Raw genomic sequence first — 17,828 nt, 5'->3', positions numbered from 1 at the left:
AAATGAGCAAGAATTTTGCACTTATCATGGCTGGCGGTATTGGCAGTCGTTTTTGGCCAGTTAGCAGAACCACTTATCCTAAACAATTTTTAGATATTTTAGGAACCGGCAAAAGTTTAATACAAAATACCTACGATAGATTTTTAAAGATATTACCCAAAGAAAATATCTTTATTTTAACCAATGAAAGTTATTTTGATTTGGTTAAAGAACACCTTCCCGATTTACAAGACCATCAAATTATTTGCGAGCCTATTATGCGTAATACAGCACCTTGTATTGCTTATGGTACGGCTAAAATAAAGCTCATTGATGCTGATGCTAATATTATTGTAGCACCGTCTGATCATTTAATTTTAGATACAGAAAACTTTGTTGAAATCATCAATAAAGCTTTAGATGCTGCCAGCAAACACGATTGTTTAATTACCCTAGGTATTAAACCATCTAGACCAGATACGGGTTATGGCTATATCCAATATTCAGATAAAACTTTGCTTGATAACCTACATAAGGTTAAAACTTTTACAGAAAAACCTAGTCTTGAAATTGCAGAAACTTTCTTAGCTAGTGGCGATTTCTTATGGAATGCCGGCATATTTGTATGGTCTGCCAAAGCTATTGCTAAATCTTTCAATCAGTTTTTACCAGATATTGCTGAGATATTTAGTGAAGGCGAAAAGCATTACAATACCCCAAGAGAAAAAGAATATATACAAGCTGGTTTCCAGAAGTGTGTTAATATCTCTATAGATTATGGTGTAATGGAGAAAGCAGAAAACGTATATGTTATGCCAGCAGATTTTGGCTGGTCTGATTTAGGTACATGGGCTTCTGTTTACGACCTTTCTGAGAAAGATTATGTAGGTAATGCTGTCATCAATTCAGAAAAAGTCATGATGTACGATTCTTCTAACTGCATGGTAAATGTACCCTCTGATAAACTGGTGATTTTAGAAGGTTTACATGATTATATCGTGGTAGAATCTAACAATACCCTATTAATTTGCCCAAGAAATAACGAGCAACATGTGAAACAAGTAGTTGCAGATGTTAAGCACAAGTTTGGAAGCAAGTTTATTTAGGAGTTATAAGTCGTAAAAAGTAGAAAGTAAAAAGTATAAAGTTAAAAGAGCCTGAAAGGTGGATGTTTAGGTTTTCTCATTTGCGAAACGAAGCTTTTTTCTTTTAGCCTGTATTTTAAAGATAGGCTATTCCTAATACATTTGCAAGGTGTCCTCCTCTTGGAGGAGGTGTAGGAAGAAGTAAAAGTATTTAATCTTGTCATAGCGAACACAGTGAAGCTAGACTGCCACGTTCCTCGCAGTGACAAACGCTTTGTCATAGCGAACGCAGTGAAGCTATCTCTTTTAGAATATATAAACAAAGAGACTTCTTCGTATCTCGCAGCGACAATATTTCTTATCATCTTTTATTCCTAACCCATTTGCAAGGTGTCCTCCTCTTGGAGGAGGTAAAAGCATTTAATCTTGTCATAGCGAACATAGTGAAGCTAGACTGCCACGTTCCTCGCAGTGACAAACGCTTTGTCATAGCGAACGCAGTGAAGCTATCTCTTTTAGAATATATAAACAAAGAGACTTCTTTGTATCTCGCAGCGACAATATTTCTTATCATCGCTTATTCCTAAGCCATTTGCAAGGTGTCCTCCTCTTGGAGGAGGTGCAGGAGGAGGTAAATTAAAATACTTTTTAGGTAGTATCATCTTTCTACTTTTGTAATCATCAAGAGCGAAGCTTACCTCTTACCTTTTAGAGATAGCTTCACTGCGTTCGCTATGACAAAATAATAGGATTTGTCACTGCGAGGAAACGAAGTAGTCTTTCTTAAAAGTTACATTGAGAGATAGCTTCACTGCGTTCGCTATGACAAATAATGAAGACCTGTATGAAGAGATAGCTTCACTGCATTCGCTATGACAAAATAATGAAGACCTGCATGAAGAGATAGCTTCACTGCGTTCGCTATGACAAAATAATGAAGACCTGTATGAAGAGATAGCTTCACTGCGTTCGCTATGACAAAATAATAGGATTTGTCACTGCGAGGAAACGAAGCAGTCTTTCTTAAAAGTTACATTGAGAGATAGCTTCACTGCGTTCGCTATGACAAATAATGAAGACCTGTATGAAGGGATAGCTTCACTGCGTTCGCTATGACAAAACTGTTAAACTTCGATGAGTTTATTGAGAAGCAGAAGCTCCTACCCTTTGCCTTACCACTTCATACAAAATAATGCCGGCAGATACAGAAACATTTAAACTTTCTATCTCTCCCATCATGGGAATTTTGGTTAGGTAATCAGAGTTTCTGATTAAATCGAATGAGATACCTTCATCTTCTGCTCCCATAATTACAGCTGTAGGTGCTGTATAATCGGGTTTATAAATGAAATCATCTGTTTTTTCTGTGCAAGACACCACTTGTAAGCCAGAGTCTTTTAAAAATCTGGCAATGCTCAGCAAATTATCATGTCGGCAAATCGGCACTTTATACAATGCTCCTGCCGATGTTTTAACCGCATCTGGATTAATTTGAGCTGAGCCTTTTTTAGGGACAACAATGGCATGTACACCAGAACATTCTGCGGTACGTACAATAGCCCCAAAATTCCTAACATCAGTTATCCCATCTAAAATAAGAATCAAAGGAACTTCGCCATTCTCAAAAATAGTAGGAATGATATCTTCAATTTTTTGATAAGTTATAGGCGATATAAAAGCGATAGCACCTTGGTGATTTTTAGCCGTAATTCGGTTTAATTTCTCTACAGGTACTTGCTGCGAAGGAATATCATATTCTCTTAATATGGTTTTCAATTCAGACATTAAGCCGCCAGCTATACCTCTTTGTAAAAATAAAGACTCTATGTCTTTACCAGATTTTATAGCTTCAATAACTGCTCTTATACCAAAAATCATCTGATTAGATTCTTTTGGCTGTCTTTGAAAATTTCTATCCATAATTGTGGTAAAGATAGCGTTTTTTTACAGGCTGAAAGCCCTTCTATCAAGAAGTTATTTTTATAAGTTAACAGTACCACTTTTTATCAACAAGCCCATGTTGATATCTTAAAGCCGCTTTATTTTGTTTATCAACAGCTTATGAACATCCGAGTGTTGAATACTCATGATAAATGCCTTTTAATTATGAGGTTTTTAAATTTACTATGCTTGCATAGTTAAGAACTCTTACACATGATGCAGGAAATTTATATATTTTTGTAGTTATGAGTTTAGAAGCCGAATCCAATAAGTCTCCCCTATCGAAAGATAAAAGAAACAGATTAAGTTCTATGGTTTCTGGTTTAGGTAAATTACCGCCACAAGCTTTAGACCTTGAAGAAGCTGTTTTAGGAGCTTTGATGTTAGAGAAAGATGCCCTATCTGCTGTTATCGATATTTTAAAGCCTAATGTTTTTTATAAAGATGCGCATCAGAAAATATTTGAAGCTATACAAACATTATTTACGCAATCATCTCCGGTAGATATTTTAACCGTTACCGCCCAATTAAGAAAACAAGGCGATATTGAGATGGTGGGTGGTGCTTACTATATCACAGAACTTACTAACCGTGTTGCTTCTGCAGCTAATATTGAGTATCACGCTCGTATCATCTCCCAGAAATTTATTCAAAGAGAGTTGATTAGAATTTCTACAGATATTATTAACCAGTCTTATGAAGATACCAGCGACGTTTTTGAACTCTTAGATTATGCAGAGAAAAACCTTTTTGATATTGCCCAAAATAACTTGAGAAGAGATTCTCGTAAAATGGATGATATCGTTAAAGAATCTCTAAAAATGTTAGAGTCTTTAAAAGATAAAGACGATTCTTTAACAGGTGTTCCTTCTGGCTTTACGGCTTTAGATAGGATGACCAATGGCTGGCAAAAATCTGATTTAGTGATTATAGCTGCTCGTCCAGCGATGGGTAAAACAGCTTTCGTTTTAAGCTGCGCTAGAAATGCTGCTGTACAATTTAACAAACCGGTAGTTGTTTTCTCTCTAGAGATGTCTTCTGTTCAATTAACCAATCGTTTAATTGCTGGTGAGGCAGAAATAGAGCAAGAAAAAATCAGAAAGGGAAATTTATTAGATTGGGAGTGGCATCAGTTAACTTCTAAAATTGGTAATTTAAGTGAAGCACCACTAATTATTGATGATACCCCAGCACTTAACGTTTTTGAGTTTAGAGCTAAATGTAGACGACTAAAATCTCAATACGATATTCAGATGATTATCATCGATTACTTGCAGTTGATGCAAGGTAAGGCTGATGGTAAAGGTGGCGGTAACCGTGAGCAAGAGATTTCAAGTATTTCAAGAGCTTTAAAGCAAGTTGCTAAAGAGCTTAACGTACCTGTTATTGCACTTTCACAATTAAGTAGAGCGGTAGAAAATCGTCCGGGTGGTTCTAAAAGACCTATGCTATCAGATTTGCGTGAATCTGGTGCTATTGAACAGGATGCGGATATGGTATTATTCTTATACCGACCAGAATATTACGGTTTAGAACAAGATGAAAATGGTAATTCTACTGCCGGCGTTGGTGAGGTAATCATCGCTAAACATAGAAATGGTGAAACAGGTACTGTTCAACTAAGATTTATTGGTAAATATGTGAAATTTACTGATTTAGATGACGGATTTGGATCCATGGGCAGTAAAGATACCCAAGTAGATCCTTTCTCAGGAATAAGTCCTTCTACACAGTTTGAGAGCATCACCCTAAAACCTAAGAATTGGGATAATGATGAAGACCCGCCTTTTTAAGGAAAAAATAAAGGAATACAACCCAATAGAACCCCAGCTAATATCAAGTATGGGGTTTTTATTTTGGTAAACTGTAGCAATAAAAAGGTTGCTAAAACAATTAATAATGAAGTATAGCTTGTACCTATAGGAATCATTAAAAGGATAAAAGCAGCTACCATAAAACCAACACCAACTGCATTAATTCCTGATAATGATTTTTTGATACGGGTAATCTTTTTCAAATCATCCCAAAAGGGAACTATAAATAAAATGAGGATGATTCCGGGTAAATTGATCCCTAAAACAGCAATAAAAGCCCCATCATTTGCCCACTAATGCCATAACCATTGTTAGCTAAAGTCATGGCACCAAGAAAAGAAGTAAAAGAAAAAGTAGGTCCGGGTAAACCTTGCTGAATAGCAAAACCACTTAGAAACTCGTTACTGGTTAAATAATGTTTCATCTCCACAAACTCGGTATACATTAAAGGCACCAATACATTTCCGCCTCCAAAAATCAGTATTCCGTTTCTGTAAAAGTTTTCAAACAACCTTACAGGTAAGCTAAAAGGCGATGTTCTGTTGATGGTTGCGCCTAATAAACCAAAGAAAAGTAATACCCCAATAAAGTAAATGACTTTTTTAATATTGATGTTAGAAAAAAGCCTCACCCTCAATTCGTTTTCTTCCTTTTTTGTTTCTGTGGCTGATGTAATGATCCCTCCTATCAAAATCATGATGGGGAAAGCATAAGCATTTTTAAGAATGAGCGAACAAATAACAGCACCTATAGTTAAAGTAAGGGTAACTTTAGATTTGATGATTTTTTTACCAAAGGAATAAGCCGCAAAAGCAACAATCCCCAATGCTATGGGCTGTATATAATGGTTTATATTAACAAATACCTGGCTTAATGCTAAACTTTTGTAGCTGATAGCCAAAAAACACATGATGCCAGCAGAAGGTAAAGCCCAAATGAAAAATGTAAGGATAGCCAAAAAATAACCACCTACTTTATAAGCTATCCCAATAAGGGTTTGTGTGGATGCAGGCCCAGGTAAAATCTGAGAAAGAGAATACAACTCTAACAATTCTTCTTCTGTGAGGTATGCCCTTTTAAACACAAAATCTTTCAAAAGAATAGCGATATGTGCTTGTGGCCCCCCAAAAGAGGTAAGCATAAATAGTATTACATCTCTTAAAAAAATGATGTGCCTTTTTCTCAAAATATCAATCAAATAATTCGTCCTGTAAATTATTATATACCCCTAAAAGTTCGTTTAAAGCGTGTTGATCTTTTATCTTTCTAGCTACTTGGATACCCTTCTCGTAAGTTTTAAGAGCTTCTTCTTTTTGATTTAAACCTTCATAAAGTTTACCTAAATGATAATAAGTCCCTACATAATCTTCGTGGTTTTTTACCAAATCAAGGTAAAACTTTAAAGCTAAATCTTCGTTATTTAACCGAACATATTCTGTAGCCAATGCGTATTTTAGAAAGGGGTCATTGGGCTCATTGTTAAAGAATTCTAATAATCGTTCTAATCTATTTATTGGCATGAGAGAATTTCGCTTAATTAATTAAATTTGTTTTAAGAGGTGATAAAACTACATATAGTTTTGAAATCATCATATGCTAAAATATAAAATCAATTATCTACACCAAAATAAACAAGAAAGATGAAAATACTAGTTTGTATAAGTAATGTACCCGATACCACTACAAAAATAACTTTTAGTGATAACGATACACAGTTTAACCAAAACGGGGTTCAATTTATTCTTAATCCTTATGATGAAATTGCTTTGGCCAGAGCTATAGAATTAACAGATAACGGAGCTGGAACGGTAACCGTTATACATGTTGGTGATGCTTCTGCCGAGCCTACCATAAGAAAGGCCTTGGCTATTGGCGCACATGATGCGGTAAGGGTAAACGCCGTACCTACTGATGCTTTTTTTGTAGCCACACAAATAGCTGCTTACGCTAAAGACCAAAATTTTGATTTAATCTTGGCGGGAAGAGAATCTATAGATTATAATGGTGCTAAAGTGCCGGCTATGTTGGCAGAAATTTTAGATATCCCATCTGTTTCTATCATCAAAAAGTTAAATATTGAAGGTAATATGGGCGTGGTAGAAAGAGAAATAGAAGGCGGTAAAGAAGTATTAGCTATCCCCTTCCCTTTCGTAGCTGGTACAGCCGAAGGTGTTGCCGAATGGAAAATTCCTAATATGAGAGGTATTATGTCTGCAAGAACAAAGCCTTTACAAGTTTTAGAGCCTATTGAAGTGCAAACTTCTTCTAAAATCGTGAAATTTGAGACACCTGCACCTCGCGGACAAGTTACCCTGATTGATGCTGCAGAGCCGCAGAAATTGGTAGACTTACTACACGCAGAAGCCAAAGTTATTTAATCTATCCACTAAAAAATTAAGAAAAGATGTCAGTTCTAGTATATGTAGAAAATGCAGAAGGCAAATTCAAAAAATCAATTTTTGAAGCCGTATCTTATGCAAAAGCAATTGCAGACCAATTAAACACCAGCTTAACAGCTGTTTCTATAGGTAATGTTGCCCAAGACGAATTACAAAAATTGGGTAATTATGGTGCTGCAAAAATTTTAAATGTAAATCAGGATGCGTTAAAGAGTTTTATCAACCAAGCTTATGCTTCTGTTATTGCTGAGGCAGCAGAAAAAATAGCTGCTTCTGTAGTAGTTTTATCTAATTCTTTCTCCGGAAAAGGTTTAGCCCCTCGTATAGCTGTAAAATTAAACGCTGGTTTGGTAGATGGTGCTATATCTTTACCAGAGCTAAATGATGGGAAATTTATTGTTAAAAAAACAGCTTTCTCAAATAAAGCTTTCGCCTATGTAGAGCTTCATGCCGATAAAAAAGTTATTTCATTAACTCCAAACTCCTATAAAATTGTAGAAGCAGGAGGACAGGCTGCTATAGAAGACTTTGCAGCTACAGTTAAACCAACAGACTTAACTGCTTTAATTAAAGATATTGTGAGGGCAACAGATAAAGTTTCTTTACCTGATGCCGAGTTGGTAGTTTCTGCTGGTAGAGGATTAAAAGGTCCGGAGAACTGGGCTATGGTTGAAGAATTGGCTAATCTTTTAGGTGCTGCTACAGCTTGTTCTAAACCTGTTTCTGATGCTGATTGGAGGCCACATTCTGAACACGTTGGACAAACAGGAATAGCCATTAGTCCTAATTTGTATATAGCTATTGGCATTTCTGGAGCTATACAACATTTGGCAGGTGTTTCATCATCAAAAGTTATTGTGGTGATTAATAAAGACCCTGAGGCACCATTTTTTAAAGTTGCAGATTATGGCATAGTTGGTGATGCTTTTGAAATTGTACCAAAATTAATTGAAGAGCTTAAATCTTTCAAAGCAAATAACTAGGTTTGTCTAATTAAATGAAGAAATTAAAATTAGATATCATAGGATTATCATACAGCCAAACTCAATCCGGGGCTTATGCCCTGGTATTGGGCGAGGTTAATGGAAGAAGAAGGCTACCCATTATTATCGGCGGATTTGAAGCTCAGGCTATTGCCATTGAAATTGAAAAAATGACCCCTAGCCGTCCGCTAACGCATGATTTATTCAAATCTTTTGCGGATGCTTATCATATCAATATCCAAGAAGTTATCATTTATAACCTGGTTGAAGGCATTTTCTACGCTAAGCTCATTTGTAATGATGGCAAGAAAACTTTAGAAATTGATGCCAGAACATCAGACGCTATTGCTTTAGCGGTAAGGTTTGAATGCCCCATTTATACTTACGAGTTTATACTAGCATCAGCAGGAATAGTGATTGAGGGTAATGATTTCTTGTTTTTAGACAATATAGAACCCGTTGCAGAAGATGGCCCTTTAACCACTTCAACAACAAATTCCCCTAGTGGAAAAGATAAATTTACCGGCTATTCTACAGAAGAATTACAAACTAAACTTCAGGAAGCTTTGGCAGAAGAAGCCTATGAAAAAGCCGCTAAAATTAGAGATGAACTTAATAAAAGAAAATCATCATAATCTTATTTCATTTATTTTGTTAAAAATTGTTTTACTCTTCTAGAAAAAACTTAAAACATCGTATATTAAAAAAATAATTTTAAGTTTTAAATCATAATATCCTTATATAATGAATATGAAGTTCCGTTTAACGGTTATGAGCTTTCTGCAATTTTTCATCTGGGGTTCTTGGCTCATTACCATTGGTGCCTATTGGTTTCAAAACAAACAATGGTCTGGCGCAGAGTTTGGAGCTATATTTTCTACCATGGGGATTTCAGCCATATTTATGCCTGCTATCATAGGTATCATTTCTGATAGATTTATCAATGCAGAGAAATTATATGCTGTTATGCATATTTTAGGATCTTTAGTTCTTTTTTACCTTCCTCTTGTAGATAATCCTACCACTTTTTTCTGGGTTATTTTATTAAACATGATTTTTTATATGCCAACCCTATCCTTATCGATAACGGTTGCTTATACCGCCCTAAAGAATAATAATTATGATGTTATAAAAGATTATCCACTTATCAGAGTATGGGGAACTATAGGCTTTATAGCCGCTTTGTGGGTAGTTAGTTTAACGCATAATGAAACCTCAGCCAATCAATTTTATATTGCATCAGCTGTTTCTTTGTTTTTAGGTTTATATGCATTTACACTTCCTAAATGCCCTCCATTACTTAAAAAAGAGAATACTAAATCTTTTATTAACGCTTTAGGTTTAGATGCTTTTAAACTTTTTAAAGAAAGTAGGTTTGCTATTTTCTTTATCTTTTCTATGTTCTTAGGTGCTGCTTTACAACTTACCAATGCTTATGGAGACACCTATATTCATGATTTCAATAAAGTTGATGCTTACAAAGATTTAATTGCGGTGAAATATCCTGCCATTATCATGTCTATTTCACAGATTTCTGAAACGCTTTTTATATTAGCTATTCCTTTTTTCTTAAGAAAATTTGGCATCAAACAAGTGATGCTTTTCAGTATGATAGCATGGGTTTTAAGATTCGGATTATTTGCTTTTGCAAATCCTGCCGATGGTCTTTGGATGATTATTTTATCATGTATCATTTACGGAATGGCTTTTGATTTCTTCAATATATCTGGTTCTTTGTACATAGAAACTCAAACATCAGCCAATATAAGAGGAAGCGCACAAGGCCTATTTATGATGATGGTTAATGGTTTTGGTGCTCTTTTAGGGAGTTTCGCTAGCGGAATTGTTATAGATAAATATTTTACTTTAGCAGATCAAAGTAAGGATTGGACAGGGATATGGTTAAGCTTTGCAGGATATGCTTTGGTTTTAGCTTTGATATTTCCTTTTATTTTTAAAAATAAATACTATAAAGATTCAAGTGTAATACAAAAAGCTGCAGCTTAATTAAGAAGATATTCGAAAATATAAAAAAACCGATGTAGAGATGTGCATCGGTTTTTTTATTCAGGTATTTGGATGGTGATAGGACTAAAACCAAGATATTCTATATAAGAATCTTGTCCGCTTATCCCTACTATCTTGTCTATACTAAAAGTTAATGTTCTGGTAGCTTTGTCTGTATTTAAGACTTTGAAATTATAAGCTCCAGCTTTCATTTTAATAGATGATTTAAATGTTGAGATATTAGAAACAGCATTGAAGTTTACTCCTGTATTTTTATGGTCATGCAAATATTGATGAATATTTAATTTAAAATCTTCTGCCTTATTACTGTAAATATCTGCTTCCTGATTTTGATTTAAGCTATTTACGTTAGAATACGAAAGGGTAAAAGTTAAATAATTCCCTAAAGCACCATCACCAACTTCTGCCAAATTCACATCAATCTCTAACTGATTATTTCTACTGTGCTTTGTCACAGCAACAACTTTAAAACACTTTTTTACAGCGGGAAATGCGTTAATGTACTCAGGACTGGTATCTCTTACAATCCTTTTTTCTAAGAAGAAATCTCCATTGCAAGTAAACTCGGGTTCTTCTTTTGAACAAGCCAGAATTAATGTAGTGAAAGTTAGGATGAATATTATCTTAAATATTTTTTTAAGATTAATATTTCTTTGGTGTCTCATAATAATTAAAGATAAAATTAATAATTTTTTTCATTCTTTAATTTTATGATGAAAATTCTTAATGATAAATAAGGCGCTTAAAAAAGAGGCTGTTTCAGAAATCATATTTACCACATGAAGCTGAGTCTTTGTCATCCTGAGCAGAGTCAAAAGAAATGTCATCCTGAGCGGAGTCGAAAGAAATGTCATCCTGAGCGGAGTCGAAGGATAGAAAATGCTTCCACTCCTACCTCAGGCAGGCAAGCGCCCAGCCTGAAACAAAGTGGTGAAATTTAAGACAGCCTCTTTTTGTTTACTTACTCAAATCCGCAAAATGTTTAAAAAACAGCGGTATGGTTTCTATGCCTTTATAGTAGTTATAAATATCATACTTCTCATTAGGAGAATGTAGGTTATCGCTATCTAAGCCAAAACCCATTAAAACAGTTTTAATGTTTAATTCCTGCTCAAACAAAGCTACAATTGGAATACTGCCTCCGCCTCTAGTAGGCACAGGTGCTTTACCAAAAGATTCTTCAATAGCTTTGAAAGCTGCTTTGAAAGCAACAGAATCAACCGGTGTTACATAAGGCATACCGCCATGGTGAGCCGTTACTTTAACTTTAACAGATTTTGGAGCAATACTTTCGAAATGATTTTTGAATAAATCTGATATTCTTTGCCAATCTTGCCCTGGAACAAGTCGCATAGAAATTTTAGCTTCAGCTTTTGAAGGTAAAACTGTTTTAGCACCTGGCCCAGTATAACCACCCCAAATACCATTTACTTCTAAAGTTGGTCTGGTGCCTGTACGCTCTAAAGTGCTGTAACCTTTTTCTCCCCAAACATCATCAACAGCTAAATCTTTTTTGTATTCATCTAAATCAAAAGGAGCTGCATTTAAGGCTTGTTTTTCAGCATCAGAAAGTTCTATAACGCCATCATAAAAACCGGGTATGGTAACATGATTATTTTCATCATGTAAAGAGGCAATCATTTGGCAAAGAATTGTTGCGGGGTTTGCAACAGCACCTCCATAAACACCAGAGTGTAAATCTCGATTAGGGCCAACAACTTCAACCTCCATGTAGGCTAAACCTCTTAACCCTGTTTCCAGAGATGGGTTTTCCATGCTAATCATAGAAGTATCAGAAATAAGCACTACGTCGGCTTGTAATCTGGCTTTATTATCTTTTACAAATTGTCCTAAATTATCAGAACCTACCTCCTCTTCTCCTTCTATCATAAATTTGATATTGCAAGGAAGTTGTTGGGTACTCATCATCGTTTCAAATGCTTTAATATGCATGTAAAACTGACCTTTATCATCACAAGCACCGCGGGCAAATATTTTACCATCACGTACTGTTGGTTCAAAAGGAGGCGTATCCCAAAGCTCTAAAGGGTCTGGCGGCTGAACATCATAATGCCCGTAAACCAGAACTGTAGGCAAACTGCTATCAATAAGCTTTTCGCCATAAACAATAGGATAACCTGCCGTAGGACAAACTTCTACCAAATCAGCACCAGCTTCAGCTAGTTTAGAAGCTACAAATTCAGCCGTTTTTAATACATCACCTTTGTATTTAGGGTCTGCACTAACTGATGGAAACCTTAATAAGGCAAATAACTCCTCCAAAAAACGAGGCTTATGTTGCTCTATATATTCTTTTATCTCTTGCATAAAATTGCTTTTATGCAAATATAAGATTATCTGAATATGATGATTTGGAGATGTAAATTATAAAGGGAATTGTTACAAGATTTTGGCAATTCCCTATATGATATGGTGTATTATTCGTCGTATGTTGGTCTTAATTTAGCACCGTTCATAACTGTGTTCGAGTCTGTTTTTTTAATTTCTAAGACTTCTTCCTTTTTACATGAACCCATTAAAACTGAAACTGCTAAGAATGATAATAATAATAATTTTTTCATGATTATAAGATTTAATTAATTTGATTTAATGAAATAATATTTAAATATATAAACCTATATTTACAAAATAAAACAAATTTTAAATATTAAAAAAAGTATTTATTTAATTAAATAATTATTTTCTTAATAGATGTTGTTTTAGTTTTTTTAATACTCAATGAAAAAAAATTAATTTTATTAAATACATTTACTTAGCTTTTCTATTTATTATAATGAAGTTTATTTACATTGTCTTTATACTATTTCTAACTTGTTTAGGTTTAGATGTTTCTGCTATAAATTCTACAGATACAATTTTAGTTGAAAAATTGAATAAGGAAGCGTCAGCTTTAAAGTTTTCTGAACCTCTAAAAGGAATTAAAAGAGCAAATGATGCTTTAAAGCTTTCTCAAAAAATAGGCTATCAGAATGGATTAGCAGAATCATTGAGAATTATAGGCTTAAATTATAGCGTTTTAAATAAAATAGATAGTTGTATCAAGTATTATCATAAAGCATTAGAAATATTCAAAAAAAACAAAAACACCGAAGGGATAGCAAGATGTTACAATAATTTAGGTGGTATTTATAAGGGTTTGAATCAGAATCAAGCTCTTAAATATTACAAAATAGCTCTTTCAATGGCTAATAAATCTCACATTCCAGATTTAATTGCAGGTTGTAATTCTAACATTGGTACTCTTTATATAGAAAAAAATGATTACAAAAATTCTATACCATATTTTGAAAAAGCAATAAGTATATTTTTAAAAATTAGCAATAATATCGGTTTAGCAACTTCTTATTCTAATATTGCAATGTCATATTATTATGTAAATGAAATAACTAAATCTGAAGAATATGCTATTAAGGCTTTAGAAATTGCAAATGAAAATAGGCTTGAGACAATTAAACTATATAGTTATGATATACTTGCATATATTTATGTTTATAAAAATATTTTACAAAAAGCACAAAATTATGCTGATTTAGGATACTCATTAGCTAAAAAACTAGCTAACCAAAAATATATTTATGAATATAAATTTCTTCAATATGAAATCGAGTTAAAAAAACAAAATTATAAGTTAGCATCGGAATATCTCAAAGAAGTTCACTCATTAGATAGCATAGAATATCAAAAAAATTTAGCGAATATTGTAAAACTCAACGAGGAACAAATCAAAAATGCAGAAATTCAAAAACAATACGAGGTTGGCTTAGAACGCCAAAAAAACAACAGAATACTCTTTATGGCTGCTATCATCGTTTCTATTCTTTCTGCTATCATCATATTTATCCTCATTAGAAGTAAAAGAAAAACTGAAAAAAGTAATCAAGAACTTATAGCCTTAAATAAAGAAGTTATTCGTCAGAAAGAAGATTTAGATAGAATAAACCTCAAATTAGAAGAAATCATTGCCGAGCGTACCAAAGACCTACTCAGCAAAAATCAAAAACTTTCCGAATATTCTTACCACCTCTCCCATCAAGTACGTGGACCTGTTGCTACTTTAAAAGGATTAATTATGCTTTCGCAGGATAATTTAATTGAGGAAAAGGAATGTATCGTACAAATGAAAAAATGTGTGGATGATATTGATGAACAAATTATGGATATCAATATTGCTTTGCATGACCCATCCAGACATGGTTTAAAAAATCCAAACCAAGATAGTGGAAATCTTTAGGCTATAACATGAAGATTATTTCCTAAGCATTCTTTAATTTAGCGTCTTGTTAAAAGGAGACGATTTGGATTATTTAAAAGGATTAAACACTTCACAAAGACAAGCTGTAGAACAAACACAAGGCCCAGTAATGATTGTTGCTGGTGCCGGTTCTGGTAAAACAAGAGTTATTACTTATCGTGTAGCGCATTTAATATCAAAAGGTGTAGATCCGTTTCAGATACTGGTTCTTACTTTTACCAATAAAGCGGCAAAGGAGATGCGTGAGCGTATCATGAAGGTAGTTGGTGCAGAAGCCAAAAATATTTGGATGGGTACCTTCCACTCGGTATTTGCCAAAATACTCCGTGTAGAAGCACATAAAATAGGCTATCCTAATAATTTTACCATTTACGATACCGATGATAGCAAAAGCTTAATTAAAGCTATTCTGAAAGAGATGAATCTGGATGATAAGCTATACAACCCAAATTTTGTGTATGGAAGAATTTCTATGTGCAAAAACAATTTGATATCTGCTGCAGAATACAACCAGAACGAGCAAATACAAGCCGAAGATTTTTCTACCGGCAGAGGCATGTTGGGTAAAGTTTATGAAACCTATGCTGCCCGTTGTTTTAAAGCTGGAGCAATGGACTTTGACGATTTACTTTTTAAAACCAATGTTTTATTAAAAGAACATCCAGACGTTTTACATAAATATCAACATAAGTTTAAATACTTGATGGTAGACGAGTATCAGGATACTAATTTCTCGCAGTACCTGATTGTAAAAAAGCTAGCTGCAGTAAATTATAATTTATGTGTAGTTGGTGATGATGCGCAAAGTATTTATGGTTTTAGAGGTGCTAACATCCAAAATATCTTAAATTTCCAAAAGGATTATCCAGACGTTAAAATTTATAAGCTAGAGCAGAACTATCGCTCTACTCAAAATATAGTAAATGTTGCCAATAGCATCATTGCAAATAATAAAAATCAGTTAGATAAGAATGTTTTCTCTGAGAACGATATCGGTGATAAGATAAAAATAACCCGCTCCTTTTCTGATAATGAGGAAGGTAAAAGTGTTGCCGAATCTATTCTACAAGAAAGAAGCAATAACGCTTTAAACTGGAGCGATTTTGCCATTTTATACAGAACAAACGCTCAGTCTCGTTCTATGGAAGAGGCTTTAAGGAAGCTAAGCATTCCTTATAAAATTTATGGCGGTTTATCTTTCTATCAAAGAAAAGAGATTAAAGATTTGATAGCTTATTTCCGCTTAACTTTTAATCCAAGTGATGAAGAGGCATTTAAAAGAGTTATCAATTATCCGGCAAGGGGAATTGGAAAAACTACGATAGATAAAATTATTGTAGCTGCAGATCAGCAAAACCAAACCATGTTTGAAATTATTAGCGATGCTGCTCAACACCTTGATAATAGAGCGGCATTATCTGTGAGTAATTTTGCCACTACTATTAAAAGTTTTGCTGCAGTTGCAAAAAATAGTAGTGCCTATGATGCTGCTTTACATATTGCCCAGCATTCTGGTTTATTAAAAGATTTATATGATGATAAATCTGTAGAAGGCTTAAGCCGATATGAAAATATCCAGGAATTGCTGAATGGTATTAAAGAATTTTCTGAGCGTGAGGATATTGAAGATAAAGGTCTGGATGTTTTTATGCAAGATATTGCTTTATTAACCAATGATGATAACGATAAAGGAGATAATAAGGATACCGTTTCTTTAATGACTATCCACTCTTCTAAAGGCTTAGAGTTTCCTCAAGTTTATATCGTAGGCTTAGAGGAAAATCTCTTCCCCTCTCAAATGGCATTAAACTCTAGGGCAGATTTGGAAGAAGAGCGTCGCTTATTTTATGTTGCCATTACCCGGGCCGAAAAGAAATTGCATATCAGCTATGCAACTTCCAGATTTAAATTTGGTAGCTTAATTAATTGTGAGCCTTCTAGGTTTTTAGATGAAATAGACCCTAAATATTTAGAATTAGATTTTGTTAAGAAGGCCCCAGCAGGTAATCCGTTTTTTGAGAATGAACGTACACAATGGCAAAGTAAAACCAGTTCTAGTAATACTAGTAGCGGAGATTATTTTTCTAAGCCTAAACCACCGGTAGCTGGCAAAGTAAAAACTACTTCCCTATTAGCAAAAGCACATGTGCCTACCGAAGGGTTTACACCAGATGATACTTCTAACCTACAAGTAGGCGAAGAGGTAGAACACGAACGCTTTGGCTTTGGAAAAGTGATTAATTTAGAAGGCTCTAAACCTGATATCAAAGCAACTATTTTCTTTAAAGAGATTGGGCAAAAACAATTACTACTGAAATTTGCAAAACTGAGGATTGTTAAAAATTAACGTGAAGAGGAATAAATAAAAACATTGCAATTTTATTTATTTTCTTAAATTGCAGCTTTTAGCTACAAAAATTAAAATTACATACTGTTTTTAACCCGCTTTTATTAAATTATTTTGATTGTTATAATCTCATAATCAGACGGATAGGTTAATCATTACATTAAAAAATATTATCAGTATAGAAAGAAAGCTTACACCATTTAGCTTTAATAATTCAAAAATGAATAACACTGTTGAAAATAAATTTGATTACAATACTTCAAGAGATAAACTCATCTTGGCAGAGTATGGTAGAAATGTGCAGAATATGGTTGAGTATATCTGCGAGTTACCCACCAAAGAAGAAAGAAATAAATACGCCCAAGTGGTGATAGATATGATGGGATTTTTAAATCCTCATTTAAGAGATGTTCCAGATTTTAAACATAAACTTTGGGATCATTTACATATCATTTCAGGTTTTAGGATAGATGTTGATTCGCCTTACCCTACCCCTACAAAGGAAGGTATTAACTTTAGACCAGAAGTTTTAAGTTATCCTCAAAACCGTATTAAATTTAAACATTACGGAAAAACCATTGAGCTCATGATTAAAAGAGCAAAAGAAATTACCGAGCCTGAAAAAAAGCAGCACATGGTGAATTCTATAGCAAACTTCATGAAAATGGCTTATGTACTTTGGAATAAAGACCACGTTGCTGATGAGCAAATCATTTCTGATTTGAATGATTTATCTGCCGGAGAGTTAGATTTAAGTCAGGTTGTACTTAACAAAGTTGATGTAAAACCAAATACCCCATCTAGCAGTAATAATAACAACGGTCGTTCTCAAAAGACAAACCAAAACAACAGAGGTGGCGGTGGTCAAAGACAAAACAATAACCAAAATAACAACAATAAAAACCGTCCTAGGAGCTTCCAAAATAATGGCGGAGGAAAAAGGTCAAACTAATCAAACCCCAAAAAAATATTTTATATG

16 protein-coding genes are annotated in these 17,828 nt (G+C 34.0%); 9 read left to right on the top strand and 7 right to left on the bottom strand.

The features are described from left to right. Positions 1-2 precede the first annotated feature (2 nt). A complete protein-coding gene (locus FYC62_RS05300; protein ID WP_149074200.1) occupies positions 3-1,085 on the top strand; it encodes a mannose-1-phosphate guanylyltransferase in 1,083 nt (360 codons plus the stop codon). A 1,119-nt stretch (positions 1,086-2,204) separates the two neighbouring features. Here the strand turns inward: FYC62_RS05300 and rlmB are convergent. Then, complete coding sequence (rlmB, locus tag FYC62_RS05295; RefSeq protein WP_149074199.1) at positions 2,205-2,984, bottom strand: 23S rRNA (guanosine(2251)-2'-O)-methyltransferase RlmB; 780 nt, start codon at positions 2,982-2,984, stop codon at positions 2,205-2,207. Between the two features lie 266 nt (positions 2,985-3,250). Between rlmB and dnaB the strand changes: the two genes are divergently transcribed. Next, positions 3,251-4,798, top strand: a complete 1,548-nt coding sequence (gene dnaB / locus FYC62_RS05290; RefSeq protein WP_039454321.1) for a replicative DNA helicase — start codon at positions 3,251-3,253, stop codon at positions 4,796-4,798. Here the strand turns inward: dnaB and FYC62_RS17960 are convergent. Genes FYC62_RS17960 through FYC62_RS05280 form a run of 3 tightly spaced genes read right to left on the bottom strand, consistent with a single transcriptional unit; the run spans position 4,795 to position 6,339 of the window. Continuing rightward, positions 4,795-5,043, bottom strand: coding sequence for a chromate transporter (locus FYC62_RS17960; protein WP_317131539.1), 249 nt, complete (start codon positions 5,041-5,043; stop codon positions 4,795-4,797). The genes dnaB and FYC62_RS17960 overlap by 4 nt on opposite strands. A 35-nt stretch (positions 5,044-5,078) precedes the next feature. Then, the gene (locus tag FYC62_RS05285) at positions 5,079-5,960 is read right to left on the bottom strand and encodes a chromate transporter (protein WP_317131524.1); all 882 of its coding nucleotides are present in this window, start codon (positions 5,958-5,960) and stop codon (positions 5,079-5,081) included. Positions 5,961-6,009: 49 nt separating this feature from the next. Then, on the bottom strand, positions 6,010-6,339 hold the full coding sequence (locus tag FYC62_RS05280) for a tetratricopeptide repeat protein (protein ID WP_149074198.1): 330 nt from the start codon (positions 6,337-6,339) through the stop codon (positions 6,010-6,012). A gap of 120 nt (positions 6,340-6,459) precedes the next feature. On the opposite strand from FYC62_RS05280, the gene FYC62_RS05275 reads away from it, so the two are divergent. The 4 genes from FYC62_RS05275 to FYC62_RS05260 all read left to right on the top strand — a co-directional run bounded on the left by FYC62_RS05275 (position 6,460) and on the right by FYC62_RS05260 (position 10,208). Further along, positions 6,460-7,197, top strand: a complete 738-nt coding sequence (locus FYC62_RS05275; protein ID WP_149074196.1) for an electron transfer flavoprotein subunit beta/FixA family protein — start codon at positions 6,460-6,462, stop codon at positions 7,195-7,197. A 26-nt stretch (positions 7,198-7,223) separates the two neighbouring features. Then, a complete protein-coding gene (locus FYC62_RS05270) occupies positions 7,224-8,201 on the top strand; it encodes an electron transfer flavoprotein subunit alpha/FixB family protein (protein WP_149074195.1) in 978 nt (325 codons plus the stop codon). Positions 8,202-8,215: 14 nt separating this feature from the next. Beyond that, positions 8,216-8,836 carry a bifunctional nuclease family protein gene (locus FYC62_RS05265; RefSeq protein ID WP_039454325.1) on the top strand — a complete coding sequence of 207 codons (621 nt, stop codon included), beginning with the start codon at positions 8,216-8,218 and terminating at the stop codon, positions 8,834-8,836. 109 nt (positions 8,837-8,945) lie between these two features. Further along, positions 8,946-10,208, top strand: coding sequence for a nucleoside permease (locus FYC62_RS05260; RefSeq protein WP_149074194.1), 1,263 nt, complete (start codon positions 8,946-8,948; stop codon positions 10,206-10,208). A 56-nt stretch (positions 10,209-10,264) separates the two neighbouring features. Here FYC62_RS05260 and FYC62_RS05255 read toward each other — a convergent pair whose 3' ends face one another. The 3 genes from FYC62_RS05255 to FYC62_RS17055 all read right to left on the bottom strand — a co-directional run bounded on the left by FYC62_RS05255 (position 10,265) and on the right by FYC62_RS17055 (position 12,811). Continuing rightward, positions 10,265-10,894 carry a hypothetical protein gene (locus tag FYC62_RS05255; protein ID WP_168199392.1) on the bottom strand — a complete coding sequence of 210 codons (630 nt, stop codon included), beginning with the start codon at positions 10,892-10,894 and terminating at the stop codon, positions 10,265-10,267. A gap of 292 nt (positions 10,895-11,186) precedes the next feature. After that, a complete protein-coding gene (locus FYC62_RS05250; protein WP_149074192.1) occupies positions 11,187-12,557 on the bottom strand; it encodes a dipeptidase in 1,371 nt (456 codons plus the stop codon). A gap of 110 nt (positions 12,558-12,667) precedes the next feature. After that, entirely contained in the window at positions 12,668-12,811 is a 144-nt protein-coding gene (locus FYC62_RS17055) for a hypothetical protein (protein WP_168199391.1), read from the bottom strand. Between the two features lie 212 nt (positions 12,812-13,023). Here FYC62_RS17055 and FYC62_RS05245 point away from each other — a divergent pair, with 212 nt between their 5' ends. The 3 genes from FYC62_RS05245 to FYC62_RS05235 all read left to right on the top strand — a co-directional run bounded on the left by FYC62_RS05245 (position 13,024) and on the right by FYC62_RS05235 (position 17,801). Next, complete coding sequence (locus FYC62_RS05245; RefSeq protein ID WP_149074191.1) at positions 13,024-14,481, top strand: tetratricopeptide repeat protein; 1,458 nt, start codon at positions 13,024-13,026, stop codon at positions 14,479-14,481. A 64-nt stretch (positions 14,482-14,545) separates the two neighbouring features. Then, on the top strand, positions 14,546-16,849 hold the full coding sequence (locus tag FYC62_RS05240) for an ATP-dependent helicase (protein ID WP_149075852.1): 2,304 nt from the start codon (positions 14,546-14,548) through the stop codon (positions 16,847-16,849). Positions 16,850-17,069: 220 nt separating this feature from the next. Then, a complete protein-coding gene (locus FYC62_RS05235) occupies positions 17,070-17,801 on the top strand; it encodes a DUF4290 domain-containing protein (RefSeq protein WP_039454333.1) in 732 nt (243 codons plus the stop codon). The last annotated feature ends 27 nt before the right edge of the window (positions 17,802-17,828 follow it).

This window comes from Pedobacter aquae, from assembly GCF_008195825.1.
Taxonomy (GTDB): domain Bacteria; phylum Bacteroidota; class Bacteroidia; order Sphingobacteriales; family Sphingobacteriaceae; genus Pseudopedobacter; species Pseudopedobacter aquae.
This window is presented reverse-complemented; position numbering and strand designations above follow the sequence as displayed.

Bases quoted from the DNA above. Each gene is read 5' to 3' on its own strand.
- FYC62_RS05265 (WP_039454325.1), top strand. From the start codon at position 8,216: ATGAAGAAATTAAAATTAGATATCATAGGATTATCATACAGCCAAACT.
- FYC62_RS05270 (WP_149074195.1), top strand. From the start codon at position 7,224: ATGTCAGTTCTAGTATATGTAGAAAATGCAGAAGGCAAATTCAAAAAA.
- FYC62_RS05245 (WP_149074191.1), top strand. From the start codon at position 13,024: ATGAAGTTTATTTACATTGTCTTTATACTATTTCTAACTTGTTTAGGT.
- rlmB (WP_149074199.1), bottom strand. From the start codon at position 2,984: ATGGATAGAAATTTTCAAAGACAGCCAAAAGAATCTAATCAGATGATT.
- FYC62_RS05285 (WP_317131524.1), bottom strand. From the start codon at position 5,960: ATGCTTACCTCTTTTGGGGGGCCACAAGCACATATCGCTATTCTTTTG.
- FYC62_RS05235 (WP_039454333.1), top strand. From the start codon at position 17,070: ATGAATAACACTGTTGAAAATAAATTTGATTACAATACTTCAAGAGAT.
- FYC62_RS05300 (WP_149074200.1), top strand. From the start codon at position 3: ATGAGCAAGAATTTTGCACTTATCATGGCTGGCGGTATTGGCAGTCGT.
- FYC62_RS05280 (WP_149074198.1), bottom strand. From the start codon at position 6,339: ATGCCAATAAATAGATTAGAACGATTATTAGAATTCTTTAACAATGAG.
- dnaB (WP_039454321.1), top strand. From the start codon at position 3,251: ATGAGTTTAGAAGCCGAATCCAATAAGTCTCCCCTATCGAAAGATAAA.
- FYC62_RS05260 (WP_149074194.1), top strand. From the start codon at position 8,946: ATGAATATGAAGTTCCGTTTAACGGTTATGAGCTTTCTGCAATTTTTC.
- FYC62_RS05275 (WP_149074196.1), top strand. From the start codon at position 6,460: ATGAAAATACTAGTTTGTATAAGTAATGTACCCGATACCACTACAAAA.
- FYC62_RS05250 (WP_149074192.1), bottom strand. From the start codon at position 12,557: ATGCAAGAGATAAAAGAATATATAGAGCAACATAAGCCTCGTTTTTTG.
- FYC62_RS05255 (WP_168199392.1), bottom strand. From the start codon at position 10,894: ATGAGACACCAAAGAAATATTAATCTTAAAAAAATATTTAAGATAATA.
- FYC62_RS17055 (WP_168199391.1), bottom strand. From the start codon at position 12,811: ATGAAAAAATTATTATTATTATCATTCTTAGCAGTTTCAGTTTTAATG.